The 24,260-nt window shown below is 67.0% G+C and carries 23 protein-coding genes; 11 read left to right on the top strand and 12 right to left on the bottom strand.

Annotated features, from left to right (window positions below; all coding sequences use genetic code 11):
* Nucleotides 1–14 precede the first annotated feature (14 nt).
* The 4 genes from hutI to LF63_RS10400 form a co-directional block, all read right to left on the bottom strand.
* Nucleotides 15–1,247 carry an imidazolonepropionase gene (hutI, locus tag LF63_RS10415; protein WP_043101585.1) on the bottom strand — a complete coding sequence of 411 codons (1,233 nt, stop codon included), beginning with the start codon at nucleotides 1,245–1,247 and terminating at the stop codon, nucleotides 15–17.
* 9 nt (nucleotides 1,248–1,256) lie between these two features.
* The gene (locus tag LF63_RS10410) at nucleotides 1,257–2,852 is read right to left on the bottom strand and encodes a chloride channel protein (protein ID WP_081945180.1); all 1,596 of its coding nucleotides are present in this window, start codon (nucleotides 2,850–2,852) and stop codon (nucleotides 1,257–1,259) included.
* Nucleotides 2,853–2,987: 135 nt separating this feature from the next.
* On the bottom strand, nucleotides 2,988–3,236 hold the full coding sequence (locus tag LF63_RS10405; protein ID WP_043101583.1) for a hypothetical protein: 249 nt from the start codon (nucleotides 3,234–3,236) through the stop codon (nucleotides 2,988–2,990).
* A 19-nt stretch (nucleotides 3,237–3,255) separates the two neighbouring features.
* The gene (locus LF63_RS10400) at nucleotides 3,256–4,839 is read right to left on the bottom strand and encodes a bifunctional GNAT family N-acetyltransferase/carbon-nitrogen hydrolase family protein (protein ID WP_043101580.1); all 1,584 of its coding nucleotides are present in this window, start codon (nucleotides 4,837–4,839) and stop codon (nucleotides 3,256–3,258) included.
* 73 nt (nucleotides 4,840–4,912) lie between these two features.
* On the opposite strand from LF63_RS10400, the gene LF63_RS10395 reads away from it, so the two are divergent.
* Nucleotides 4,913–6,271: a formimidoylglutamate deiminase gene (locus tag LF63_RS10395; RefSeq protein WP_043101577.1), complete on the top strand. Its 1,359-nt coding sequence runs from the start codon at nucleotides 4,913–4,915 to the stop codon at nucleotides 6,269–6,271.
* Here LF63_RS10395 and LF63_RS10390 read toward each other — a convergent pair.
* Together LF63_RS10390 and LF63_RS10385 are read right to left on the bottom strand one after the other, a co-directional pair.
* On the bottom strand, nucleotides 6,261–6,920 hold the full coding sequence (locus tag LF63_RS10390; RefSeq protein ID WP_043101575.1) for a hypothetical protein: 660 nt from the start codon (nucleotides 6,918–6,920) through the stop codon (nucleotides 6,261–6,263). The two genes, LF63_RS10395 and LF63_RS10390, sit on opposite strands and share 11 nt — an antisense overlap.
* Before the next feature lie 73 nt (nucleotides 6,921–6,993).
* Nucleotides 6,994–7,905 carry a LysR family transcriptional regulator gene (locus tag LF63_RS10385; protein WP_043101573.1) on the bottom strand — a complete coding sequence of 304 codons (912 nt, stop codon included), beginning with the start codon at nucleotides 7,903–7,905 and terminating at the stop codon, nucleotides 6,994–6,996.
* A 183-nt stretch (nucleotides 7,906–8,088) separates the two neighbouring features.
* Here LF63_RS10385 and LF63_RS10380 point away from each other — a divergent pair, with 183 nt between their 5' ends.
* From LF63_RS10380 to LF63_RS10360, 5 genes are all read left to right on the top strand, one after another.
* On the top strand, nucleotides 8,089–9,078 hold the full coding sequence (locus tag LF63_RS10380) for an aldo/keto reductase (RefSeq protein ID WP_043101571.1): 990 nt from the start codon (nucleotides 8,089–8,091) through the stop codon (nucleotides 9,076–9,078).
* A gap of 477 nt (nucleotides 9,079–9,555) precedes the next feature.
* Nucleotides 9,556–9,981, top strand: coding sequence for a YciI family protein (locus tag LF63_RS10375; RefSeq protein ID WP_043103677.1), 426 nt, complete (start codon nucleotides 9,556–9,558; stop codon nucleotides 9,979–9,981).
* Between the two features lie 61 nt (nucleotides 9,982–10,042).
* The gene (locus tag LF63_RS10370; protein WP_043103675.1) at nucleotides 10,043–10,471 is read left to right on the top strand and encodes a VOC family protein; all 429 of its coding nucleotides are present in this window, start codon (nucleotides 10,043–10,045) and stop codon (nucleotides 10,469–10,471) included.
* Between the two features lie 126 nt (nucleotides 10,472–10,597).
* On the top strand, nucleotides 10,598–11,863 hold the full coding sequence (locus LF63_RS10365; protein WP_043101570.1) for an RNA polymerase sigma factor: 1,266 nt from the start codon (nucleotides 10,598–10,600) through the stop codon (nucleotides 11,861–11,863).
* Between the two features lie 33 nt (nucleotides 11,864–11,896).
* The gene (locus LF63_RS10360; RefSeq protein WP_235205369.1) at nucleotides 11,897–12,241 is read left to right on the top strand and encodes a YciI family protein; all 345 of its coding nucleotides are present in this window, start codon (nucleotides 11,897–11,899) and stop codon (nucleotides 12,239–12,241) included.
* A 51-nt stretch (nucleotides 12,242–12,292) separates the two neighbouring features.
* Here the strand turns inward: LF63_RS10360 and LF63_RS10355 are convergent, their stop codons facing one another.
* The 3 genes from LF63_RS10355 to LF63_RS10345 form a co-directional block, all read right to left on the bottom strand.
* Complete coding sequence (locus tag LF63_RS10355) at nucleotides 12,293–12,688, bottom strand: DUF1428 domain-containing protein (RefSeq protein WP_052394960.1); 396 nt, start codon at nucleotides 12,686–12,688, stop codon at nucleotides 12,293–12,295.
* 94 nt (nucleotides 12,689–12,782) lie between these two features.
* A complete protein-coding gene (locus LF63_RS10350; protein WP_043101568.1) occupies nucleotides 12,783–14,252 on the bottom strand; it encodes a DHA2 family efflux MFS transporter permease subunit in 1,470 nt (489 codons plus the stop codon).
* A gap of 98 nt (nucleotides 14,253–14,350) precedes the next feature.
* Complete coding sequence (locus LF63_RS10345; protein ID WP_043101566.1) at nucleotides 14,351–14,950, bottom strand: YceI family protein; 600 nt, start codon at nucleotides 14,948–14,950, stop codon at nucleotides 14,351–14,353.
* Between the two features lie 153 nt (nucleotides 14,951–15,103).
* Between LF63_RS10345 and LF63_RS10340 the strand changes: the two genes are divergently transcribed.
* Complete coding sequence (locus LF63_RS10340; protein ID WP_200877547.1) at nucleotides 15,104–16,378, top strand: MFS transporter; 1,275 nt, start codon at nucleotides 15,104–15,106, stop codon at nucleotides 16,376–16,378.
* A 227-nt stretch (nucleotides 16,379–16,605) separates the two neighbouring features.
* Nucleotides 16,606–18,123, top strand: a complete 1,518-nt coding sequence (locus LF63_RS10335) for a SulP family inorganic anion transporter (RefSeq protein ID WP_043101564.1) — start codon at nucleotides 16,606–16,608, stop codon at nucleotides 18,121–18,123.
* A gap of 21 nt (nucleotides 18,124–18,144) precedes the next feature.
* On the opposite strand, the gene LF63_RS10330 is transcribed toward LF63_RS10335, so the two are convergent.
* On the bottom strand, nucleotides 18,145–19,398 hold the full coding sequence (locus LF63_RS10330) for an alkaline phosphatase family protein (RefSeq protein WP_052395232.1): 1,254 nt from the start codon (nucleotides 19,396–19,398) through the stop codon (nucleotides 18,145–18,147).
* A 45-nt stretch (nucleotides 19,399–19,443) separates the two neighbouring features.
* Here LF63_RS10330 and LF63_RS10325 point away from each other — a divergent pair, with 45 nt between their 5' ends.
* Both LF63_RS10325 and hutU read left to right on the top strand, forming a co-directional pair.
* Nucleotides 19,444–19,812: a hypothetical protein gene (locus tag LF63_RS10325; protein WP_043101562.1), complete on the top strand. Its 369-nt coding sequence runs from the start codon at nucleotides 19,444–19,446 to the stop codon at nucleotides 19,810–19,812.
* A gap of 72 nt (nucleotides 19,813–19,884) precedes the next feature.
* Nucleotides 19,885–21,555, top strand: coding sequence for a urocanate hydratase (hutU, locus tag LF63_RS10320; RefSeq protein WP_043101560.1), 1,671 nt, complete (start codon nucleotides 19,885–19,887; stop codon nucleotides 21,553–21,555).
* A gap of 13 nt (nucleotides 21,556–21,568) precedes the next feature.
* On the opposite strand, the gene LF63_RS15280 is transcribed toward hutU, so the two are convergent.
* Both LF63_RS15280 and LF63_RS10310 read right to left on the bottom strand, forming a co-directional pair.
* Complete coding sequence (locus tag LF63_RS15280; RefSeq protein ID WP_052394955.1) at nucleotides 21,569–22,753, bottom strand: GGDEF domain-containing protein; 1,185 nt, start codon at nucleotides 22,751–22,753, stop codon at nucleotides 21,569–21,571.
* A gap of 310 nt (nucleotides 22,754–23,063) precedes the next feature.
* On the bottom strand, nucleotides 23,064–23,627 hold the full coding sequence (locus tag LF63_RS10310) for a DUF1543 domain-containing protein (RefSeq protein WP_052394953.1): 564 nt from the start codon (nucleotides 23,625–23,627) through the stop codon (nucleotides 23,064–23,066).
* A 265-nt stretch (nucleotides 23,628–23,892) separates the two neighbouring features.
* Between LF63_RS10310 and LF63_RS10305 the strand changes: the two genes are divergently transcribed.
* The gene (locus LF63_RS10305) at nucleotides 23,893–24,234 is read left to right on the top strand and encodes a zinc ribbon domain-containing protein YjdM (RefSeq protein WP_043101558.1); all 342 of its coding nucleotides are present in this window, start codon (nucleotides 23,893–23,895) and stop codon (nucleotides 24,232–24,234) included.
* Nucleotides 24,235–24,260 lie beyond the last annotated feature (26 nt).

Here is a 24,260-nt window from a genome sequence, read left to right as displayed (position 1 = left end):
CGTGGCCGCTCGCGTCAGACCGGGCGGCCGGCGACGTAGGAACGGTGGTTCAGGCGGCCGCCGATCCAGTAGCTCAGTTCGGCGGGGTGGCGCGCGTTCCACATCGCGAGGTCGGCCCGCTTGCCGACGGCGAGCAGACCGCGGTCCCCGAGTCCCAGTGCGCGTGCGGCGTGCACGGTCATGCCGCGCAGCGCCTCGAGCGGAGTAAGCCGGAACAGGGTGCAGGCCATGTTGCCTGCCAGCCGCAGGGAACGCATCGGGGCGGTGCCGGGGTTGAGATCGCTGCCCACGGCCATCGGTACGCCGTGAGCGCGCAGGCTCTCGATCGGCGGCAGCTTCGTTTCCCGAAGCGCGTAGAACGCGCCGGGTAGCAGCACGGCGACGGTTCCGGCTTCGGCCATGGCGCGCACGCCGTCCTCGCTGAGGTATTCGAGATGATCGGCCGACAGGCCGCCGAAGGACGCCGTCAGCGCCGCGCCGCCCTGGTCGGACAACTGTTCGGCGTGCAGTTTGACCGGCAGGCCAAGCGTGCGCGCTTGATCGAACAGACGCCGCACCTGCGCCGGGGTGAAACCGATGGTTTCGCAGAAGGCGTCGACCGCGTCGATCAGTCCCTCGCCGGCGAGCGTCGGCAACATGCGGTCGCAGACCTCGGCGACGTAGCCTTCGGCGTCGTCAGCGCATTCGGGCGGCAGCGCATGCAGGCCGAGGAAGCTGGTGCGCACGGTGATGCCGAGCGCGTCGCCGATGCGCCGCGCGACGCGCAGCATGCGGCGCTCGGTCTGCAGATCCAGGCCGTAGCCGGACTTGATCTCGAGGGTCGTCACGCCGTCGGCCAGCAGGTCGCGTGCGCGGGGCAGGGCCTGGGCGAGCAGATCGTCTTCGCTGGCGGCACGGGTGGCGCGCACGCTCGAGAGGATGCCTCCGCCGGCACGCGCGATGGCCGCGTAGTCGGCGCCCTCCAGCCGCATCTCGAATTCGTCGGCGCGGTCGCCGCCGAAGACCAGATGCGTGTGGCAGTCGATCAGGCCCGGGGTGAGCAGGTGTTGTTCGGCGTCGACGACACGTGCGGCCTGTTCGCGTGTCTGTGGCGATACGTCGTCGCTACGGCCGATCCAGGCGATGCGGCCGTCGATGCAGCCCAGCGCGCCGTCCTCGATCAGGCCATAGCCCGCGTCGCGCTCGGGATCGAGCGTGGCGATGCGGGCATGCAGCAGCAGGAGGTCGAAGCGCGGGCGGTCCGTCATGCGCCCAGCTTAGCGCCGTTCGCCGTCGTCGGGCGGCGCACCGGTATCGGGCGGTGATGCGGCGGATGTCGCCTGGGCCTCGGTCTGCTCGCCGTCGGCGGCGGCCTCGTCCTTGTTGGCCGGTTCGGCGGACACTTCCTCGAACGCGGTGGTCCGGTTGGTGGCTTCCGGCTGCGCCGGTTTGGCGTCGTCGGTGTCAATGCCGGCGAAGTGCTCGCGCTGGCGTTCCTGTTCGGCCTGTTCCTCGGCTTCGCGCAGCTGCTTCTGGCGATCCTCGAAGTCGCGCACCAGGCGCTCGGCGAAGTCCTTGTAGACCGGTGTCGGGCTGAACAACGAGGCGGCAGCGCGGGCCAGCAGGCAGGCGGCCATGATCGGGATGATCATGCTCTGGTTGTCGGTCAGCTCCATCGAGATGACCGCCGAGGTCAGCGGCGCGCCGGTGACGCCGGACAGATACGAGCTCATGCCCAGCAGCACCACCGCGGCCACCGGCACGTGCGGCAGGAAGTGGGCGATGTTGTGGCCCAGGCCCGCGCCGACGGCCAGCGCCGGCGAGAACAGGCCGCCGGGGATGCCGGCCCAGTACGAGACCACGTTGGCGAACAGCTTGTTGATGCCGAACCAGGCGCCGGCCGTGTCCGGGGCGTTCTGCACGAAGGCGCGCGCCTGATCGTAGCCGGTGCCGTAGACGCTGTTGTGCGACATCAGGCCGAGCAGACCGAGCGCGAGACCGCAGCCGACCGCGAACAGCACGGGCCAGCGCGCGCGCACGCGGCCGATGTAGGCCAGCGGGCCGCGGCGGCTGAGCAGCACCAGGCGCGCGAACAGGCCGCCGAGCAGGCCGCCGACGATGCCGGTCGCCAGTACCGCCAGCCAGGCGTTGCCGAACGGCAGGTCGACGTCGACGGCGCCGAAGTAGGAGTAGTTGCCAAGCACGCCCAGCGAGACCACGCCGCCGACGATGACCGAGGTCAGCAGCAGACCGGAGAAGCGGTGCTCGAACGCGCCGGCCAGCTCCTCGATGGCGAACACCACGCCGGCCAGCGGCGCATTGAAGGCCGCGGCGATGCCCGCCGCGCCACCGGCGAGGATGAAGCGCGAGGCCGCCTTGGGGTCGGTGTAGCCGAAGCGCCGGCCGAGCGAATGGAACAGGCCCGCGCCGACGTGCACGGTCGGACCCTCGCGGCCGATGGACGCGCCGACCATCATCGCCAACAGGGTCATGACCATCTTGCTGATGGCGATGGGCAGCGCCAGCATGCGTTCGCGGAAGCCGGCGTCCTCGACGTGCAGCGTGCCGATGACCTGCGGAATACCGCTGCCGCGCGCCGCGCGCAGCTTGCCCTCGGTGGCCCAGGCCAGCAGGCCGAACACCACCGGCGTCACGCACAGCGGCAACCAGGCCTTGTAGGCGACCATGCGCTGGAACAGGCTGAAGGACCAGTCGCTGGCCTTGGCGAAGACGATCGCCGCCAGCGCTACCAGGATGGCGCCGAGCCACAGCGCGATGCGTCGCTTCCAGTGATGCGGCGCGAAGAATTCGTGGCCGAGCAACGCTTCGAGGCGCGGATTGGTGGATTTGCGGGGGGCGGCGGCGTCAGGCATCCCGCCATTATCGCAAATCTTCGGGGGCGCGTCCGTGGCGGATCGCCGCAAATCCGCTTCGGGTTTCGCTTTCAGACAGCTTGCGGGCCGCCGTTCGGGCGAACCGACGTTCGCGCTGACGTCGGTCGCCGCGAATCAGGCGTCGCCGGAAGACGCTTGCGCCACGACGAACCCGGGCGCGGCATCGAAGCCGTCGACCCGGTCCGAAAGGTGCTCGTGATCATGGCTGGCGCCCATGCGTTCCATCGTCTCGGCGGACGGCGACAGGAAGATGTCGATGCGCCGGAGCTCGTTCGGCGTGGCTACGAGCGTGACCTCGGCGAGCCGGCGCAGACTCGTCTCGGCGTCGAATCCGCTGCCGTCGATGCGTCCGTAGATCTTCATGGCGAACCTGCGAGTGCGCTCAATCGTGCGTCGCGCTGGACTTGTTGCGTCGCCGCCAACGGGTCTCGTAGAGGTCGAAGCGACGGTCCTTGAGGTTGGTCACGGTACCCGAGTTGCGGGCGCGGGCCAGGTTCTCCAGGCTCAGGTCGGCGAACAGCACCGTCTCGATGTTCGGCGTCGAGTCGGCGGCCACGCCGTCGCGGGCGAACGGGAAGTCGCAAGGCGTGAGGATGCAGCTCTGGCCGTACTGGATGTCGAAGTTGTAGACGCCGGGCAGGTTGCCGACGTTGCCCGACATCACCACGTAGCACTGGTTCTCGATGGCGCGCGCCTGGCAGCAGTAACGCACCCGCAGGTAGCCTTCGCGCACGTCGGTGCAGAACGGCACAAACAGCATCAGCGCACCCTGGTCGATCAGGTGGCGCGCGACCTCGGGGTATTCGGAGTCATAGCAGATCATCACGCCGATCGGACCGCAGTCGGTCTGGATCATGGTCGTGGTGTCGCCGCCGGTGATGCCCCACACGTTGCGCTCGGACGGCGTCGGATGCAGCTTCTCCTGCTCGTGCATGGTGCCGTCGCGCAGGCAGATGTAGCAGACGTTGTGGATGTCGCCGTCGTCCATCCGCGTCGGATGCGAACCGCCGATGATGTTGATGTTGTAGCGCACCGCCAGGTGACCGAACAGCTCGCGCACCTGCGGCGTCCATTCGCTGAGGCGGCGGATGGTGTCGTTGGGCGACAGTTCCTCGTTCTCGATCGACAGCAGCTGCAGCGTGATCAGTTCGGGGAAGGTGACGAAGTCGGCGTTGTAGTCGGCGGCGATGTCGGTGAAGTACTCGACCTGTTGCGCGAACTCCTCGAACGAGCGGATGCGGCGCTGCTGGTATTGCACCGAGGCCACGCGCACCGTGGACGGCATCGGCAAGCCGCCGGAGGCGTGCGGCACGTCCGGCTGATCGTGCAGGGCCGGGTTGCGCCACACCATGTGCGTGGCGTAGCCCAATGACTGGTGGTCGCCTGGTTCGTAGTTGTGCAGCAGCCCGATCATCTCGAAGCCGTTGCGCAGCTGGAAGCTCAGCGTCGGATCGCGGCGGCGGCCCTCGATCACGGCCTGCACGTAGTTCTCGGCGCTGCTGAAGCGCTTGATCGCCTTGGACAGGCCGGGGATGCGGCCGCCGAACACGATGCCGCGCAGCTTCAGTTCGGTGCACAGATTCTTGCGCGCGGTGTACAGCCGTTGGCCGATGCGCATGCCGCGCATCTTCGGGTGCACGACCACTTCCATGCCGTACAGCCAGTCGCCTTCCGGGTCGTGGCGCGAGCCGAAGCCGCCGCCGGTGATCTCGGTCCACGAGTGCGGCTTGAGCGCGGTGGCTTCGTCGATGCGGAATGTGGCGCAGTAGCCGACGATGTCGCCGTCGTATTCGGCCACGAACTGACCTTCGGGGAAGTGCGCCTGCTGGCCACGCAGCATTTCCGCCGAATGGCCCCACTCGGGCGTGTAGACCAGCGCGGTCAGTTCGACCAGCCGGGGCACGTCGTCCAGGCGCGCCTGTCGGACGAGCAGGCGGCGTTTGTCGCGAGAATTCGTCTTGGTCATGACACGATTATGCCGCACACTGAGGGCCGAATTTTTAACCGCAGCCGGCTCACCGGGTCGGCGAGGAACTCGCATGGACCGGACGACACTGCGTGTCGATCACTTGTGGCGCGATGGCGCCTGGCAGCGCGACGTGCGTATCGGCGTCGAAGAAACGGGCGCGCTGGGTGCGCCGGACGAGCACACCGAGCAGCATCTGGGCTGGGTGCTTCCGGGCATGCCCAACCTGCACTCGCACGCATTCCAGCGCGCGATGGCGGGGTTGGCCGAGCGCCGCGGCCCCGGCGACGACAGTTTCTGGACCTGGCGCGAAGCCATGTACGCGTTCGCTTCGCGGATCGGGCCGGATGCACTGAAGGCGATCGCGGCGCAGCTGTACGTCGAGATGCTCAAGGCCGGCTACACCCACGTCTGCGAATTCCACTATCTGCATCAGCAGCCCGACGGTCGCCCGTATGCCGACGCGGCGGCGATGTCGCGCGCCCTGATCGCGGCGGCCGACGAGGCGGGCATCGGCATGACGCTGCTGCCGGTGCTGTACTTGAGCGGCGGTTTCGACGGCCGTCCGCTCAGCGAGCGTCAGCGGCGCTTCGGTCTGCGTGTGGACGCCTACCTGCAACTGATCGAGACGCTGCGTCGCGAGGAGAACCCGATGCTGCGCGTCGGCGCGGCGCTGCACTCGTTGCGCGCGGTGCCCGAAGCGGCCCTGCGCGAGGTGCTGGCGGCCGAGCCGCTGAAGCAGGGTCCCATCCACATCCACATCGCCGAACAGATTGGCGAGGTACAGGACTGTCTGGCGGTGCGCAACGCGCGCCCGGTGCAGTGGCTGCTCGACCACGCCGCGGTCGACGCGCGCTGGTGTCTGGTGCACGCCACCCACCTGGATCGGAGCGAGATCGCACGACTGGCGGCCAGCGGCGCGGTCGCCGGCCTGTGTCCGACCACCGAGGCCAATCTCGGCGATGGTTTGTTTCCGCTGGCCGAGTACCTCGATGCCGGCGGACGCCTCGGCATTGGTTCGGATTCGCATATCTCCGTGTCGCCGAAGGAGGATCTGCGCTGGCTGGAATACGGGCAGCGTCTGCGCGACCGGCATCGCAACATCGCCGCGCGTCGGCGCGGCGCCAGCGTCGGCGAGACACTGTGGCAGGCGGCGACGGCGGGCGGCGCGCAGGCGGCGGACATGCCGCTGGGCGCGTGTGCGGAAGGTCGTCGTGCGGACTTGCTGGTGCTCGACGACGACGCGCCGCAGCTGGCAGCGCGCGACGCGGCGTCGATGCTCGACAGCTTCCTGTTCGCCGGCAACGCGCCGCTGGTGCGCGACGTGATGGTTGGCGGTGTCTGGGTGGTGCGCGATTTCCGCCACCGCGACGAGGCGCGCATCGCCGCGCGCTACCGCGGCACCGTGGAGACGCTGCGCGCTACAGCGTGAAGTGGAAGCCCCGCAGCGCCTGTTGCAGGCGAGCGAAGGCGTCGTCCTGCGTGAACGGCGGCTTGCGCGGCGGATCGTAGACCTGCGGGTTGGTGCCGGTGACCATCAGGTCGATGGCGATGCACGCGCCATCGTGCACCAGGCGGTAACTGTGCGTGTGCATGTAGTGGTTCATGGCCGCGTCGCCCGCCTCGAAATAGGTGAAGCGCGCGCCATGGATGCTGCGCGTGCCGCTGGCGCCGCGCGCCGTCGACGGCGCTTTCAGGCAATCGTTCACGGACTGCGGATCGCGGCTGGCGCCGATGCGCAGCGCGGCGCGACTGACGTCGTCGGAACCGGGCAGGATCAGCGCCACGACCGGCGTGCCCTTGCTGTCCGGCGAGGCATAGGCTTTCCACGCGTCGTTGCTGATGTAGCCGCCGGTGAAGCTGCGCTGTTCGAGCATGCCTTTCGGGTAGTCCAGGCGGAAGCCAAAGGCGGAGCTGCGGAAATGCGCCAGCGAGGCGTTGCTCGCGCGGGGTGCTGCCGCCAGCTGGGTGGCGGCATGCGATGGCGCCGCGGAGGACACGTGGGCGGCATCCGGCGCGGAGGACGAGCAGCCCGCCAGCAGGATCGGCAGGGCGGCGGCGACAGGAATCCATGAACGCATGATGTGCTCCTTGCGTGACACAGTTTCAGTGTTGGCCCCGGGCTGCGTGAAGGTCAAGCAACGGACGTCCAAATCATTCGCTGCCGTTCAGCTTGGCGCGCACGAAGTCGATGAACACACGCAGCTTGGGCGGCACCTGGAAGCGGCTCGGATAGTACAGATACCAGCCATCGTACGGTGGCAGCCAGGTGTCCAGAACGCTCACCAACCGGCCGCTGGCAAGATCGTCGGCGACGTATTCCTCCAGCAACTGTGCCAGCGCCGTGCCCCGGCGTGCGGCTTCGACGATCAGGGCGTTGTCGTTGACGATCAAATTGCCGTCCACATGCACCTCGAACCAGCGGCCGGCATGGGATCCGCCGCGCTGCGCGAATTCCCACTGGTGGATCGGACCGTCGGGGCGGAAGCGGAATCGGGCGCAGTTGTGGGCCGACAGTTCGCGCGGGTGCATCGGCGTGCCGTGCTGCTTGAAGTACGCCGGCGAGCCGACCACGCGCGAACGGTTGGGACCGCCCAGCGGGATGGCGACGACATCTTTCTGCAGGCGCTCACCCAGACGGATGCCGGCGTCCAGGCCCTCGTCGATCAGGTCCACCAGGCGCGTCTCCACGCGAAGGTCCAGCGTGATGTCCGGGTAAGCGCGCATGAAGTCGGGAATCACGCGGCCCAGCATCAGCGAGTTGGCCATGGTCAGACGCAGCGTGCCGGCGGGACGCTGGCCGTGCTGGCGCGCGTTCTCCATTGCGTCGTCGATCACGTCCATGGCCGGTGCGATGCGGGCGAGGAACTCGCGACCGGCTTCGGTGAGGCCGACGCGCCGCGTGCTGCGGTGCAGGAGCCGCACGCCGAGCTGGCGTTCCAGCTGGCGCAGACTCTGGCTGAGCGCGGAAGGCGTCACGTCCAGCTCGCGCGCGGCGCGGGTGAAGCTGCCGTAGCGCGCGATCAGTTGGACGTTGCGCAGAGCGGCAGTGGGGTCGTCACGCATGGCGGGCCGTCCGGGGGAGCACTATCGAAGCCTATTAATTAGCAAAACTTCACAGAACATCAACAGATATCCGCTTTTTTCGAGGAATGCGTCGCGGGACACTGCATCGGTCCGCCGGTTGCCCGCGCTGTTGAAGGCGGTGTTCCCGGCCCGGTGGTTTCATTTCGACAAGGAGCGCAAGGCATGAAGACACGCACGCTGGGTCCCAAGGGGCCTGAAGTTTCCGCCCTCGGTCTGGGCTGCATGGGCATGAGCGAGTTCTACGGCGCGCACGACGACGCCGAGTCGATCCGCGTCATCCACCACGCGCTCGATGCCGGGCTGAATTTTCTCGACACCGCCGACATCTACGGTCCGCACACCAACGAGGTGCTGGTCGGCAAGGCCATCCGCGACCGCCGCAACGCCGTGTTCCTGGCAACCAAGTTCGGCATCGTGCGCGATCCGGACGATCCTTCCAGGCGCGGCGTCAGCGGTCGGCCCGAGTACGTGCGGGCCAGCTGCGAAGCCAGCCTGAAGCGTCTCGGCGTCGATCACATCGATCTGTACTACCAGCACCGCGTCGATCCGGACACGCCCATCGAAGACACCGTGGGTGCGATGGCCGACCTGGTGAAGGAAGGCAAGGTGTTGTACCTGGGTCTGTCCGAGCCGGCGGCGGCGACCATCGAGCGCGCGCAGAAGGTGCATCCGATCACCGCCGTGCAGAGCGAGTATTCGCTGTGGACGCGCGACCCCGAGGATGGCGTGCTGCAGACCTGCCGGAAGCTCGGCGTCGGCTTCGTGCCCTACAGTCCACTGGGGCGCGGTTTCCTCACCGGCGCGATCCAGAGTCCGGACGATTTCGACGACGACGACTACCGCCGACACAGCCCGCGCTTCCAGGGCGAGAACTTCCAGCGCAACCTGGCGCTGGTGGAGAAGGTGGCCGAACTGGCGCGCGACAAGGGTTGCACGCCGGCGCAACTGGCGCTGGCCTGGGTATTGGCACAGGACGCGCACATCGTGCCGATCCCCGGCACCAAGCGCATCAAGTATCTGGACGACAACATCGGCGCGCTCGACGTTGCGTTGTCGGCCGAGGAGCTGGCGACGATCGATGCGGTGTTCCCGCACGACGCGGCCGCGGGCACGCGCTATCCGCAGTCGATGATGTCGCTCCTGAGCGGTTGATCGGGTGACGGCGTGCGCAGAGTGTTTCCGGTGCACCGGCCACGGTGCGCCGGAAGGCGGCACGTGCGGGGTAACCGTGCGGATATTGCACGGAAGGAATGGACCGCCGTGATCGCGAATGCAGCGCACCTCCTCGTCGATGGCGCAGCGACGATCTCTGTCCATGGCTGACATGCGCAGGACCTGGACAAGGCGATATGCCTCGTCCTTTTTTTTCCTGCACGCGATGCCAATAGGCGAAGGGGTGACGAGACGGATCCCGCATTCGTGCATTCGGTCGCGCGCAAGGCGCGATCGATCGTCCATGCATGCATCGCGTCGATGCTGTTCGGGGCTGGCATGCGTGTCGGCGGCTTTTCTGCACGACATGGCCCGAAAAGATTTTTCGGGCCATGTCGATTTCGCCGTGGTTGCTTCGTCGTATCCATGAACGGCCGCAACGGTCGCTTGTTTCCACTGCACAACGGAGAATTCGATATGCGCGTCATGGTGATGGTGAAAGCCACGGCCGATTCCGAGGCGGGTCGCATGCCCCGCCGGGAACTGTTCGAGGCGATGGACAAGTTCAACGAGGAGCTGGTCGAGGCCGGCGTGGTTCGTGCCGCCGAAGGGCTGAAGCCGAGTTCGTGCGGTGTGCGGGTGGCGTTTTCTGGCGACAAGCGCAGTGTCATCGACGGACCGTTCGCCGAGACCAAGGAGCTGGTTGCCGGTTTCTGGTTGTGGGAAGTGGGTTCGATGCAGGAGGCCATCGACTGGGTGCGGCGCTGTCCTCCGCCGCACGAAGCGGATGGCGAGATCGAGATTCGCCCTCTGTACGAGATGGAGGATTTCGGCGAGGCGATTTCGCCCGACATGGCCGAACGGGAAGAGCGACTTCGCGCACGGATGGAATCGGGGCGCTGATTCGCATGCACTTTCCCTGCAGGAATGCGGGATATCCCATGTCTACTCCAGGAAAACGATGATGTTCATTCACTCCTATCTTTTCTTCGACGGCCGCTGCGAAGAAGCCATCGATTTCTACCGCGAGACGCTTGGCGCCGAAGTTCTCATGCTGATGCGCTACGGCGACGATGGTCCCGGGAAGCAGTCGTGCCCGGACGGCAGCATCCCGCCCGACGACAAGGTGATGCACGCCACCCTGCAGATCGGCGAGACCCAGGTGCTGGCCTCCGACGGTTTCAGCAAGGGGCGGCCCGAGTTCAAGGGATTTTCGTTGTCGGTCACCGTCGACGGCGACGACGAGGTCGAGCGCCGGATCGACGCGCTGGCCGAGGGTGGCCAGGTGACCATGGCGCCGGCGCCGACCTTCTTCGCCAGTCGTTTCGGCATGGCGGTCGACCGTTTCGGCGTGTCCTGGATGGTGATGGCCCCGCTTCCCGAGGAAGCCTGAAATCAGCTGGGTGGCGGCGGTTCGCGTACCGGACCGCCGCCACCGGGAGTGGTCCTGTGGAATGGGCTCCGATTCACGACGGGTGGCGCTTGCGCGTGGCCTCGGAGGGTGCTCTGATCGGTTGCCATGGCAACCGACCCTCACCACGTCATCGAGGTTGTGTGGCGCGAGGAAGCCGCTCGACTGGTGGCCGGCCTCGCACGCATGACGCGCGACTTCAGTCTGGCCGAGGAGCTGGCCCAGGATGCGCTGGTCGCGGCGCTGGAGCGCTGGCCCGATGAAGGCGTTCCGGATCGCCCGGGAGCGTGGCTGATGACCACCGCCAAACGCCGCGCGATCGATCGTCTGCGTCGCGACGCCATGCTGTCGCGAAAGCACGAACAGCTGGTACACGAACTGGAAGCGGCGACGCGTCGCGGCGACCCGCAGGACGAGATCGATCCCGACGACGACATCGGCGATGAGCTGTTGCGACTGGTTTTCACGGCCTGTCATCCGGCACTTTCGACGGAGGCGCGCGTGGCGCTGACCTTGCGCGTGCTGGGCGGGCTGACCACGCCCGAAGTCGCCCGCGCCTTTCTGGTGTCCGAGGCGACGGTGGCGCAACGCATCGTCCGCGCCAAGCGCACGCTGGAAAAGAAGCAGGTGCCGTTCGAAGTGCCTCGCGGGACCGAGCGCAACGAGCGGTTGGCCTCGGTGCTCGAGGTCGTTTATCTGATCTTCAACGAAGGCTATGCGGCGACGGCCGGCGACGATTGGGTGCGTCCGGCGTTGTGCGAAGACGCGCTGCGGCTGGGCCGCGTGCTTGCCAGTCTGGCGCCGCAGGAACCGGAAGTCTCCGGGCTGCTGGCGCTGATGGAACTGCAGGCCTCGCGCATGCAGGCACGCGTGGACGGCGACGGTGAGCTGGTGTTGCTCATGGACCAGGATCGCGACCGTTGGGACCGGCAGGGCATCGAGCGCGGACTCGACGCGCTGGCGCACGCCGAAGCGCTGCACGGGCGGGGGCCGTACGCGCTGCAGGCCGCGATCGCCGCTTGCCACGCGCGTGCATCGTCGCCCGAAGCGACCGACTGGCCGCGCATCGCCGATCTCTACGCGACATTGGCCGAAGTCATGCCCTCGCCAGTGGTGGAACTGAACCGCGCGGTCGCCGAGGCGATGGCCTACGGGCCGCAGGTCGGTCTGGACCGCGTCGACACGTTGACCGAAGATCCTCTGCTGGCGAATTACCATCTGCTGCCCAGCGTGCGCGCAGATCTGCTGTTGCGGCTCGGCTGCCGCGACGAGGCGCGCGCTGAATTCGAGCGCGCCGCGGCGCTCGCGCAGAACGCGCGCGAACGTGCGTTGCTGCAGCGTCGTGCCTGGGCCTGCATGTCCGGCGTGGACTGATGCATACCTACAGGAGTCGTGAACGTGGCCTACATGTTGCTCATTGTCGAACCGCGCGGACAGCGGCGGACCCGGACCGAAGCGGAAGGGCGGCACGTCTACGACCGCATGCTGACCTTCGCAGCGGGACTCAGGGAGCGCGGGTTGCTGCACGCTGCCGAGTCGTTGCGCGACGACGGTGAAGGGCTGCGCCTGCAGGTCCGCGACGGCAAGCAGGTGCTGCGCGACGGTCCGTTCCTGGAATCGAAGGAGATGATCGGCGGTTTCTTCCTGCTGGCCTGCGAGGATCGCGAGCAGGCACTCGCCGTTGCCCGTGAATGCCCGGCGGCTGAATGGGCGACCGTCGAGGTGCGCGAAGTCGCGCCGTGCTACGCCTGAGCACTCGTGGAACGGGCGCTCCGGCGTCCCGTTCCACGGATTGAAAGCGCCTCATTTTCCGGCGTCGGCCTTTGCCGGCGACTCGTCCTGCAGATCGACCATCGACTTGAAACCGCCCCAGAACATGCGCTTGCCGTCGAACGGCAGTGCTTTGGGGTCCATGAATTTTTTCAGTCGCGGGTCTGCCATCACTTTTGCGTTGACGCGGTCGCGTTGCGCGCGCGAACGGTAGACGATCCACGAGAACACCACCACTTCCCCGGGTTTGAGTTTGACGGCCTGCGGGAACGAGGTGTGCTTGCCGGGCTGGACGTCATCGGCGACGCACTCGTGATAGGCCAGCGCGCCGTGCTCGCGCCAGATCGTGCCGGCAAGGCGCGCCATCCGGCGATAGGCGGCAAGGTTCTTTTCGGGAACGGGTAGGACAAAACCGTCGACGTAGCTCATGACGCATGCTCCTGCGTTCGGGCGGCGCCTCCGGCCGCGGCACCGCGATGTCCCTGTTCCTGACCGCGCCGGCCGGTGCGGCGCGGGCGAATCGTCAGTGCGTCGGTGCGGTCTCGGCATCCTCGAACGTCGCGGCTCGGGTGCGGAACATCGCCAGCCCGATGGCCGCGGCCATCCCGGCGCAGCAGGCGCCGGCAAGGAAGGCGAGGTGGTAGCCGCCGTTGAGCGCCTGCACGGGGGGCGTGCCCGAGGACAGCAGATCGGACGAACGTGTGGCCGCCATGCTGGCCAGCACGGCCAGGCCCAGCGCTCCGCCCATCATGAATGAGGTGTTGACCAAGCCCGATGCGAGCCCCGAGCGGTTCGTCGGCACATCGCTCATCGCCGCCATCAGGACCGGATTGAAGGCGATGCCGGCGCCGATGCCGAGCAGCACCATGCCCGGCAGCACGTCGACCACGAAATGGCCGTCCGCCGGCGCGCGAGCAAAAAGCGCCAGACCGATGGCGGCCAAAACCAGGCCGGCCGTCAGCGGTGCGCGGATGCCGAAGCGCATCACCAGCTTCGCGGAAATACCCAGCGAACACACCGCCATGATCAGGTTGGCCGGCAGAAAGGCCAGCCCCACTTTCATCGGGTCGTAGCCGAGCACCAGTTGCAGATACAGCGCGGACAGGAAGAACCAGGCGAACATCGCCGCCGCCCAGAGGACGCCGACGACATTGGCGGTGGCCACGTTGCGCAGACGGAACAGCCCCAGCGGCATCAGCGGCTCGCGCACGCGCGCTTCGATCAACAGGAACGCGATCAGCAGCGCCACCGCCAGACCGAGCAGGCCGAGCGTGCGCGGCGAGGTCCATCCGGCGCCGTTGCCGTTGACGATGGCGTAGACGGCGAGCATCAGCGCAGCGGTGACGGTGATCGCGCCGGCCACGTCCAGGTGCGTGCTGCCTTTCGCGTCGTGCGTTCCCGGCAGCAGACGCGCGGACAGCGCGAATACGGCGATGCCCAGCGGCAGGTTGACCAGGAAGATCCAGTGCCAGCTCAACGCACTGGTCAACAGTCCTCCGAGCAGCACGCCGATGCTGCCGCCGCCGGCGCAGATGAAGCCGAACACGCCCATGGCCTTGGCGCGATCGGCGGGTTCGCTGAACAGGTCCATGATGAGCGACAACGCCACTGCCGAGACCACGGCGCCGCCCACGCCCTGGATGCCGCGGGCGACCAGCAGGACGGTCTGCGATCCGGCCAGTCCGCAGGCGAGCGAGGCGAGCGTGAAGACGACGATGCCGAGCAGAAACAGGCGGCGATGCCCGTACAGATCGCCGAGGCGGCCGCCCAGCAGCAGACAGCCGCCGTAGGTGAGCATGTAGGCATTGACCACCCAGGCGAGTCCGGCCTCGGAGAAGCCCAGCGCACTGCGGATCGAGGGCAGGGCGACGTTCACGATGGTGGTGTCGAGCACGATCATCAGCGTGCCCAGGCACAGGATCGCCAGAGCCAGCCAGCGGCGTCGGCGCAGCGTGTCGAGATGATGCGGTGTGGTGGAGGGTTGCACAGTCATGCGGTCAGTTTCGTTCTCGAATCGTATTTGTCACGTCGACCGAAAGTCATGCCGACGACGCGGAAAGGGACAGGCAATCGATTCTGGCTCGACGGAACTCATTTGTCGCGCAGGGCCTCGACCTGGATGCGCAGCGTCACATTCATGTCGAAGCCGTAATCCTTGCCGGCATCCATGCCGAAACGCGAGCGGTCGAAATGGGCCAGCGCATCGGCGCCGCACAGCTCGCGCTTGAGCATCGGGTGAGGCATGCACTTGAACGAGAGCACCTGCAGGTCCAGCGGCCGTGTCGTGCCGTGCAGGCTCAGGGTTCCGATGACGCGCGTCGGCGCGCCGTCGACGAAGTTCGCCAGTCGACCGGTGTAGTGCGCGGCCGGATAACGGGACGTGTCCAGCAGGTCCTTGGTCCTGGCTTCGGCATTGAGCGCGTCCAGACCGAAATCGATGCTGTCGGTGTCCACGGTCACGTCGACGAGGCCGGTGCCGTGTGCGCGGTCCAGCGTGATATGGCCGTGGCTACGATTGAATTTGCCGCGCCAGACCGACAGGCCGCCCATGTGGTCGGCCTCGAAGCTGGGATAGGTGTGCTGCGGATCGACGGTGTAGCGATCGCCCACGACGCCGGCTTCCGGGCGTGCGATGGCGGTGGTTGCAAGGGCTAGCGAAGCGGCAAGGCAGAGGGCGCTGAGGTGTTTCATGACGGTTCTCCGAGGCAGGCAGTCATGGAGTCGACGAACGAGGGTTCGTGAAATCGACACGGCTGCCGAAACGTCCGCAGCATGTATGCTGCGCAGCCTGTGCGGCACGGTCGTCATTGCGCGGCCGTGCGTGCGATGCGAGCAGCATGCCCCATGTCTTCGATGTCTTCCGAAACCGTTCCCTCCGACGCCTCTCGAACCGATACGCGCATCCGTCACGGCAGCGCCGACTTCCGACGCACCAATCTGGCCCTGTTTGCCGCCGGCTTCTGCAATTTCAGTCTGATGTATTGCGTGCAGCCGCTGATGCCGACGTTCTCGACGACGTTCGGCGTGCATCCGGCCGAGGCCAGTCTGTCGCTGTCGCTGACCACCGGCGTGCTGGCCTTCGCCATGCTGGCGTGCGGCGCGCTGTCGGATGCGCGCGGGCGCAAGCAGGTGATGAAGGTGTCGCTGCTGCTGTCGTCGCTGCTGACGCTGGTCACCGCGCTGACCCCGAACTGGCACGGACTGCTGTTGCTGCGCGCGCTGATGGGGCTGTCGCTGAGCGGCGTGCCCGCCGTGGCGATGGCCTACGTCAGCGAGGAGATGCACGTCGATTCGGTGGGACTGGCGATGGGCTTGTTCATCGGCGGCTCGGCGGTCGGCGGCATGGGCGGGCGTCTGCTGACGGGCGTGTTCACCGATGTGCTCGGCTGGCGCGCGGCGATCGCCTGCATCGGTGCGATCGGTCTGGTCGCCGCACTGGTCTTCTGGCGCACGCTGCCTGAGTCGCGTCATTTCCAGGCGCGGCGGCTGCGTGCCGGCGCGCTGGCGCGCACGCTCGGCGAGCTGCTGCGCGAGCGCGGCCTGCGCTGGCTGTTCATCGAGGGCTTCCTGCTGATGGGCACCTTCGTCACGCTGTACAACTACATCGGCTACCGCTTGCTGGCGCCGCCGTACAGCCTCAGCGTCAGCGCCGAGGGCGCGATCTTCGCGGTGTATCTGGTGGGCATCTTCAGTTCGACCTGGATGGGGCATGTCGCCAACCGCATGGGTCGCCGCAAGTGCTTCTGGAGCGCCTTCGTGCTGCTGCTGGTCGGCATGGCGCTGATGCTGCTGCAGCCGCTGGCGCTGGTGGTGCTGGGGCTGGCGGTGGTCACGTTCGGCTTCTTCGCCGGCCATTCGATGGCGGCCAGCTGGGTCGGCCGGCGCGCGCCGCATTCCAAGGCGCAGGCGTCCTCGCTGTATCTGTTCGCGTACTACATGGGGTCGAGTCTGGCCGGCGTCGCGGGCGGCCTGTTCTGGAGCCGCGACGGCTGGCTCGGCGTGACGCTGTTCACCGCGCTGCTGACCGTCGTCGGCCTGTTCGGTGCGCTGCGTCTGATCGCGATTCCGCCGCTGGCGACGTCGCGCAACACGCCGATCCATGGCGGCGCGGCGCAGTAGCGGGCGAACACCCGCGGTCGGTGTACCGTCGGTCGCGGGCATGCGACAATGCGTCATTCGCGCGCGCCGTTCGGCGCCGCATCGATGGACCGTCCCAGTGTAAGCACGCTACCGACATCGCGCCCGGCCGGGCGTTCTTGCCGTTCGTCTGCCGTACCCGGCGGACCCCTCGTTTTTCCCGTGCGCCGCGTTCGGCTGCGCGGCGAGCATGTGTCCGAGTTTTGTCTATGTCTCTTTCGATCGCTGAAATCCGCAACAACACCCTGTCCGGTCTGACCGTGGCCCTGGCGCTGGTGCCCGAGGCGCTGGCCTTCGCGCTGGTCGCCCACGTCAATCCGCTGACCGGTCTCTATGCCGCGTTCGTGATGTGTCTGGTGACGGCGGTGTTCGGCGGCCGCCCCGGCATGATCTCCGGCGCGACCGGTTCGATGGCGGTGGTGATGGTGTCGCTGGTGGTCGCGCACGGCGTGGAGTATCTGTTCGCCACCGTGGTGCTGCTGGGCCTGATGCAGCTGGTCTTCGGCGCGCTGAAGTTCGGCAAGTTCATCCGCATGGTGCCGCACCCGGTGATGCTGGGCTTCGTCAACGGCCTGGCCATCGTGATCTTCCTGGCGCAGCTGCATCACTTCAAGGAGAAGGGCGCGGACGGCGCGCTGCACTGGCTGCACGGCACGCCGCTGCTGGTGATGCTGGGGCTGGTGGCGCTGAGCATGGCGATCATCTACCTGCTGCCGAAATTCACGCGGGCGATTCCCTCGGCGCTGGCGGCGATCATCGCGGTGGCGCTGCTGACCCAGTTCGGCGGCATCGCCACGCGCACGGTCGGCGATCTGGCGTCGATCAAGGGCGGCTTCCCGCCGTTCCACATCCCCGACGTACCGTGGAACTTCGCCACGTTGCGCATCGTGTTCCCGTATGCGCTGATCCTGTCGATCATCGGCCTGACCGAATCGCTGCTGACGCTGAACCTGATCGACGAAATGACCGAAACCCGCGGTCAGCCCAATCGCGAGTGCATGGCACAGGGCGCGGCCAACGTGCTCAGCGGCGTGTTCAGCGGCATGGGCGGTTGCGCGATGATCGGCCAGAGCATGATCAACGTGAACGCGGGCGCGACCCGGCGTCTGTCCGGTGTGGTCGCGGGCGTCGCGCTGCTGTGCTTCATTCTGTTCGCCTCCGACCTGATCGAGCGCATTCCGCTGGCGGCGCTGGTCGGCGTGATGTTCGTGGTCTCGGAAAAGACGTTCGAGTGGGGCAGCGTGCGCGTGTTCGGCAAGGTGCCGCGCGCCGATGCGCTGGTGGTGGTCGGGGTGACCGCCGTGACGGTGTTCACCGACCTGGCCATTGCGGTCATCGTCGGCGTGGTGATCTCGGCGCTGGTGTTCGCCTGGAAGCACGCCAAGCACATCGCCGTGGAGACCTCGACCGACCGCGACGGCTGCAAGATCTACGCGCTGCGCGGCACGCTGTTCTTCGCCTCGGTCAGCGGCTTCGCCGATCTGTTCACGCCGCGCGAGGATCCGAAGGACGTGGTCATCGAGTTCAAGGACGCGAAGGTCATGGACCATTCCGCCATCGAAGCCATCGACGCGCTCGCCGAGCGCTACCAGAAGGTCGGCAAGCGCCTGCATCTGCGCCATCTCAGCCCGGACTGCGCCGAGCTGCTGCACAAGGCGCGCAAGATGATCGAGGTCAACGTGCTGGAAGACCCCAAGTACCACCTCGCCGACGACCAGCTGGGCTGATCGCCGGCGCAGGCATGCGGGTCAGCGCGCGTCCGGACGCAGCATGTCCTTGACCGCGTCGTAGCTGCCGTCGTTCGGCTGCGCCGGCAGATCGAGCAGGTGCGTCATCAGCGGATAGACGTCCACGTTGGGGAATTCCGGCACCACCAGCCCGTCACGGAACGCTGGGCCGTGGGCGATGAACAGTGCGCGCATCAGCGGGTCGGCGTTGTCGTAGCCGTGCGAGCCGGGCGTGGTCTTGTGCGTGGCCAGCCAGCCGCTGGTGCTGATGTCCCAGCCGGTCTGCGGCGAGCACACGATGGGCGGCACGCGCGGGTTGCTGCCGTAGTGGAAGCGCGCCGGAATGTCCTGCTTCTTCCAGCAGTGCATGTGCGGATGCGGCTTCAGCAGCGCGGCTTCGACGGCGGCGTCGCGGCCGGGCTTGGGAATCAATCCGGCCAGTTCGCCCATCGACGTGATGGTGACGTCCTGCAAGTCGATCAGCTTGTCGAGCAGGATCACGTGGCTGGCCGGCGAGGGCGCCATGCCATGATCGGACACCACGATGATGTTCATGCGCCGGTACAGCCCGCGTTGTTTCAGTCCGGCGATCAGTCTGCCGATGGCGGCGTCGATGCGGTGCATGGCGGCATCGACCTGCGGCGAATCCGGGCCGAAGTCGTGGCCCTCGTGATCGACGCGGTCGAAGTACAGCGTCAGGAACGTCGGTCGCTCGCCCGGCGGCAGATCCAGCCATTGCAGCACCCGATCCACGCGTTGCGTCGGCGTCAGCTTGCCGTTGTAGGGCAGCCAGTGATCCGGTCGGTAGCCGCGGATCTTCGTGCCCGAACCGGGCCAGAACATGGTCGCGGTCTTCAGTCCGTGCTTGTCGGCCGTCACCCAGATCGGCTCGGCCTCGTTCCACCAGCGCGGGTCCGCCACGGCTTTGCGGTTGCCCAGGCTGAAGCGGCCCAGCTTCGGGTCCAGCATGTTGTTGTCGACGATGCCGTGGTGATCCGGATACAGGCCGGTGACCAGGGTGTAGTGGTTGGGAAACGTCAGCGACGGGAACGCCGGCTGCATCGCCTTGGCGCGCACGCCGGTATCCGCCAACTGCTGCAGGTTGGGCGTGAAACCGCGCTGCAGATAGTCGGCACGGAAGGCGTCGATGGAGATCAGCAGCAGCGGCGCCGGACGCGTTTGCGCCGTCGTGGCTGGCGCACGCGGCGCGTTTCCGGCGCAGCCGGCGAGAAGAAGAAAAATCGATAGGAAAGCGATACTTAGCGTTCGTTTCATGGCGTTCATGGCAAGGCAACAAAGGCGGGAGTATGCTGGAACATCATGACAGTACGCATCATTCGACTGTGGGCGTTTTCGGCAACCCTGCTGCTGGCGGGGGCCACGTCGGCGCTGGCGCAGACGCAGGCGATCCAGCGGGCGCGTCAGCAGTCCCAGGTCCAGCAACTGCGCGACACCGTGCGCAGCAACGCGCTCAAGGAACAGCAGCGCCAGCAGACCAGCGCGACCACCGCCCAAGCTTTCCAGAGTCCGCGCGCCAAGGCGCAGCTGCAGTCCGCCGATCAGGCCCAGTACGACCGCTATCGCGCCACGCAGCGCACGGCCGTCGACGATTTCGCCAGCAAGCAGGCCGTGCAATCCGCGAGCGACCGCAAGACAGCCGAGCCCGCACACGCCGCCAGCAGCCACTGACGTCGCCCGGGCTCCGGTCCGGCCGAACGCATGGCCTATACTCCGTGGCATTTGCGTACCCGGAGAATCTGCATGGCCGCACCGACCCGCATCGACACCACGCGCGAGATCCATCCGCCGCGCGGCACCGAGCTTTCCTGCAAGAACTGGCTGATCGAAGCGGCCTATCGGATGATCCAGCACAACCTCGATCCCGAGGTGGCCGAGAACCCGGCCGAGCTGGTGGTCTACGGCGGCATCGGCCGCGCCGCGCGCAACTGGGAATGCTTCGATGCGATCCTCAAGTCGCTGCGCGAACTGAACGAGGACGAGACGCTGCTGGTGCAGTCGGGCAAGCCGGTTGGTGTGTTCCGCACCCATGCCGATGCGCCGCGCGTGCTGATCGCCAATTCCAACCTGGTGCCGGCCTGGGCGAACTGGGAGCACTTCCACGAGCTCGATAAGAAGGGCCTGATGATGTACGGCCAGATGACGGCCGGTTCGTGGATCTACATCGGCTCGCAGGGCATCGTGCAGGGCACCTACGAGACCTTCGTCGAGATGGGCCGCCAGAGCTACGGCGGCGACCTCACCGGCAAGTGGATTCTCACCGCCGGCCTCGGCGGCATGGGCGGCGCCCAGCCGCTGGCGGCTTCGCTGGCCGGCGCCTGTTCGCTGAACATCGAGTGCCAGCAGAGCCGCATCGACTTCCGGCTGCGCACGAAGTACGTGGATGAGCAGGCCGAGAATCTCGACGACGCCCTGGCGCGCATCGAGAAATACACCAAAGCGGGCGAGGCCAAGTCCATCGCCCTGCTGGGCAACGCTGCGGACATCCTGCCGGAGCTGGTGAAGCGCGGCGTGAAGCCCGATGCCGTCACCGATCAGACCAGCGCGCACGATCCGGTCAACGGTTACCTGCCGCTGGGCTGGACGGTCGAGGAATGGTTCGAGCGCCGCCAGTCCGATCCCGAGGGCACGCGCGACGCCGCCAAGCGCTCGATGAAGCAACACGTCGAGGCCATGCTGGCGTTCCATGCGCAGGGCATTCCGACCTTCGACTACGGCAACAACATCCGTCAGATGGCCAAGGACGAGGGCTGCGCCAACGCCTTCGATTTTCCGGGCTTCGTGCCGGCCTACGTGCGCCCGCTGTTCTGTCGTGGCGTCGGTCCGTTCCGCTGGGTCGCGCTGTCGGGCGATCCAGAGGACATCCGCAAGACCGACGCCAAGGTGAAGGAGCTGATCCCCGACGATCCGCACCTGCACAACTGGCTGGACATGGCCGAGCAGCGCATCCGTTTCCAGGGCCTGCCGTCGCGCATCTGCTGGGTCGGTCTGGGACAGCGCCACAAGCTGGGTCTGGCCTTCAACGAGATGGTGCGCAACGGCGAATTGAAGGCACCGGTCGCCATCGGCCGCGATCACCTGGATTCCGGTTCGGTCGCCTCGCCCAACCGCGAGACCGAAGCGATGAAGGACGGTAGCGACGCCGTGTCCGACTGGCCGCTGCTCAACGCGCTGCTCAACACCGCCAGCGGCGCGACCTGGGTCAGCTTCCACCACGGCGGCGGCGTCGGCATGGGCTACAGCCAGCATGCCGGCCTGGTCATCGTCTGCGACGGCAGCGAGGCCGCCGACAAGCGCCTCGAACGCGTGCTGTGGAACGATCCGGGTACCGGCGTGATGCGTCATGCGGACGCTGGCTATGACATCGCCGTCGAATGTGCTCGCGAGCAGGGGTTGAAGCTGCCGATGGCGTGATCGTCGATCGCGATCACGCCTCGTTCGGTTTCAGGCCCAGTTCGCTGCGCCCCTCGGCCTTGGCGTCGTACATCGCCTGATCGGCCTCGCGCAGGGCATGGTCAGGGTCGCCATCGGGGTGCAGCACGGCACGGCCGACGGAAAAGCGCAGGGCGGGGACGTCGGCGTCGGCCAGACGCACCTTCTCGCGCACGTTGCGTACGCGCGTCTCGATGGCGCCGAGGTCCATGTCCTGGGCGACCACGACGAACTCGTCGCCGGCGTAGCGGATCACGCGATCGCCGGTACGGAACGATTCCTGCAGGGCGCGGGCGAAGCGGGTCAGGCTCGCGTCGCCGGCATGATGTCCCTGTACATCGTTGATTTTCTTGAAGTCGTCCAGATCGAAGAACAGCACGGTAGCGCCGGTCTTGCGCGCTTCGTCGAACATGGCCGGCAGGGCGCGGCGGTTGAACACGCCGGTCAGCTGGTCGCGTTCGAGCAATTGCTGCATCTTCCGCTGCGCAGTACGAAGTTCGACGTTGGAGGTGGTCAGTTCGTGCTGGATCAGGCGGTAGGTCGTCAGCAGGCAGCCGAGCGCGATGATCCACTCGGCGCCGGCGTCGAACGAGGAATGCGCCGAGACGAAGATCGACAGCGCCGAGCCGGGGGTTGGCGGCGTCGACCAGATCTGTGAGCCATAGGCGTAGATCGAGACCAGCGAGAGCGCCGCGCGCATGCCGAAGCCGACCGTGACCCAGGCGAAGCGGCCACTCTGCGTCAGCAGGTAGAGGGTGCCGGCACCGAAGCCGAGCGCGATCATGCTTTCCTGCAGCAGCCCCAGCGCCTGCAGCGACCGGCTGGCGTACGCGACCACGATGGCGAAGACCGCGGCGATGACGGTCATCTTCAGATACACGTTGCGCCGCGCGGGGCGGGCCAGGAAGTTGCTCACGCCGACGATCAGCAACAGCACGAACATGGTCTTGCAGAAGGTGTAGCCGATGCCGGCCAGGGTGCGTCCCCAGCTCGATTCGGGTCGCACGATCCAGTAGGTGATGGTGACGCCGAGCGCGCCCAGGTTGAACAGCCAGGCGCCGAGCCAGGCATGCAGTTCGCGTCGGCGAAGGGACAGCGCGAGCGCGATGAAGAACACCGCGATGATGAGGTTGGAGGTGGCCTGGACGATGGTGCTCCAGCGCCATAACAAGAGTTCCATCGAGGAGAGCTCTCCTGCCGGATGCGTCGGGACCGCAAACCTTCGCGTTGTCGCCATCATAGTACGGGGGGCGTCGCCCTAGAAGCCTATTCCCGGCTTTCCGGCCGTGGTGCGGCGGGACGGTGTTGCGGGCATGACGAAACCGCGGCGACCTTGGCCTCGGCGACGGGCGAGCGATCGGATTTCGCGCATGAATCCATGCGTTCGGTGCCGGAAAGCGCTCATTCGGCATGGATGCGCGCGGATGTGCGCGTCTCGGCGAGATGTTGCCGAGTTGCGGTCGTGGCCGGGTCCGTTGCCGCGCTGAAGCTCAGGGGCTTGTCGGCGTTTCGCGGGCGTCGCGGCGGGCGAGCCATTCGCGCACAACTGCGGATGGCAACGGAAAGTAGCCGTTGGTCACCGGCGCGGTGTGCGCCTCGGCGTCGGGTTCGAGGTGCACGTGCCAGCCCTGGATGCGGCCGACCTGCAGGCAGTCGTCGACGTCGTACAGGTCGTCCTTGTGCGGCAGCTCGTGTCCCTGCAGCAGGGACTGCTTGGCGCGCTCTTTGGCTTCGCTCTTGCTGTGCGCGCCGAAGAATCCCCAGGCATGGCGTTCGCCGAATTCGCCTTTGCGGTAGCCGCCGATGTTGACGAAGTACAGGTGCAGGCCGTTGTCGGCGGGCGTTCGCTCCAGGCGCACGCGGTAACCCTCGACGCGGTCGAGCACGGTCCAGGCGTCCACGTGCAGGCCGTGGGCATGGCCGAACCAGCTGTCCAGCAGTTGCGGATAGACGGCTTCCAGAGACGGGCCGACGGCGAAGGCAATATCGTGCAGTTCCACGCGCGCGCCAGGTGCGGTGCCGCCGAGAACGCAGGCGATCAGTGGATCGGTCATGGATAGATGCCCAGCATGGGGACAGCGATGCTATCACGCGTCCTTTCCGTCCACGCGACCGGCTCTTGCGCGATGACCCGTGCAGCCGCGCTGTTCGTGCGGTTGGGGTGCACGAACAGCGCCGGAATGCCGAGACGCAGTGTGTCGGCGTGCCGGCTCGCAGCCGCTTCGCGGCGATGCGATCATGGGAGGATTCCCGCAGGCCATCGCGAACTGCGATGTTGCTTGTTTCTTTCCCTGTCGACGAAAAGGACCGGTTCTCCCGATGAGCATGTTGCCCCTTTGCCCCCAATGCGGTTCCGAATACACCTACGAGGACGGTCACATGTATGTGTGCCCGGAGTGCGCGCACGAATGGTCGAAAGATGCCGTCGAGGACGCCGGGGACGAAGGCCTGAAGGTGGTCGACGCCCATGGCAACGCCCTGCAGGACGGCGACACGGTGAGCGTGATCAAGGATCTGAAGATCAAGGGTTCCTCCTCGGTGGTCAAGGTCGGCACCCGGGTCAAGAACATCCGTCTGGTCGAGGGCGACCACAACATCGATTGCCGTATCGACGGCATTGGCGCGATGAAACTGAAGTCGGAATTCGTGCGCAAGGCATGACGCCGCCAGGACGCCGCGCACTTCGC

This window comes from Oleiagrimonas soli (assembly GCF_000761445.1).
Lineage (GTDB): Bacteria > Pseudomonadota > Gammaproteobacteria > Xanthomonadales > Rhodanobacteraceae > Oleiagrimonas > Oleiagrimonas soli.
This window is presented reverse-complemented; position numbering and strand designations above follow the sequence as displayed.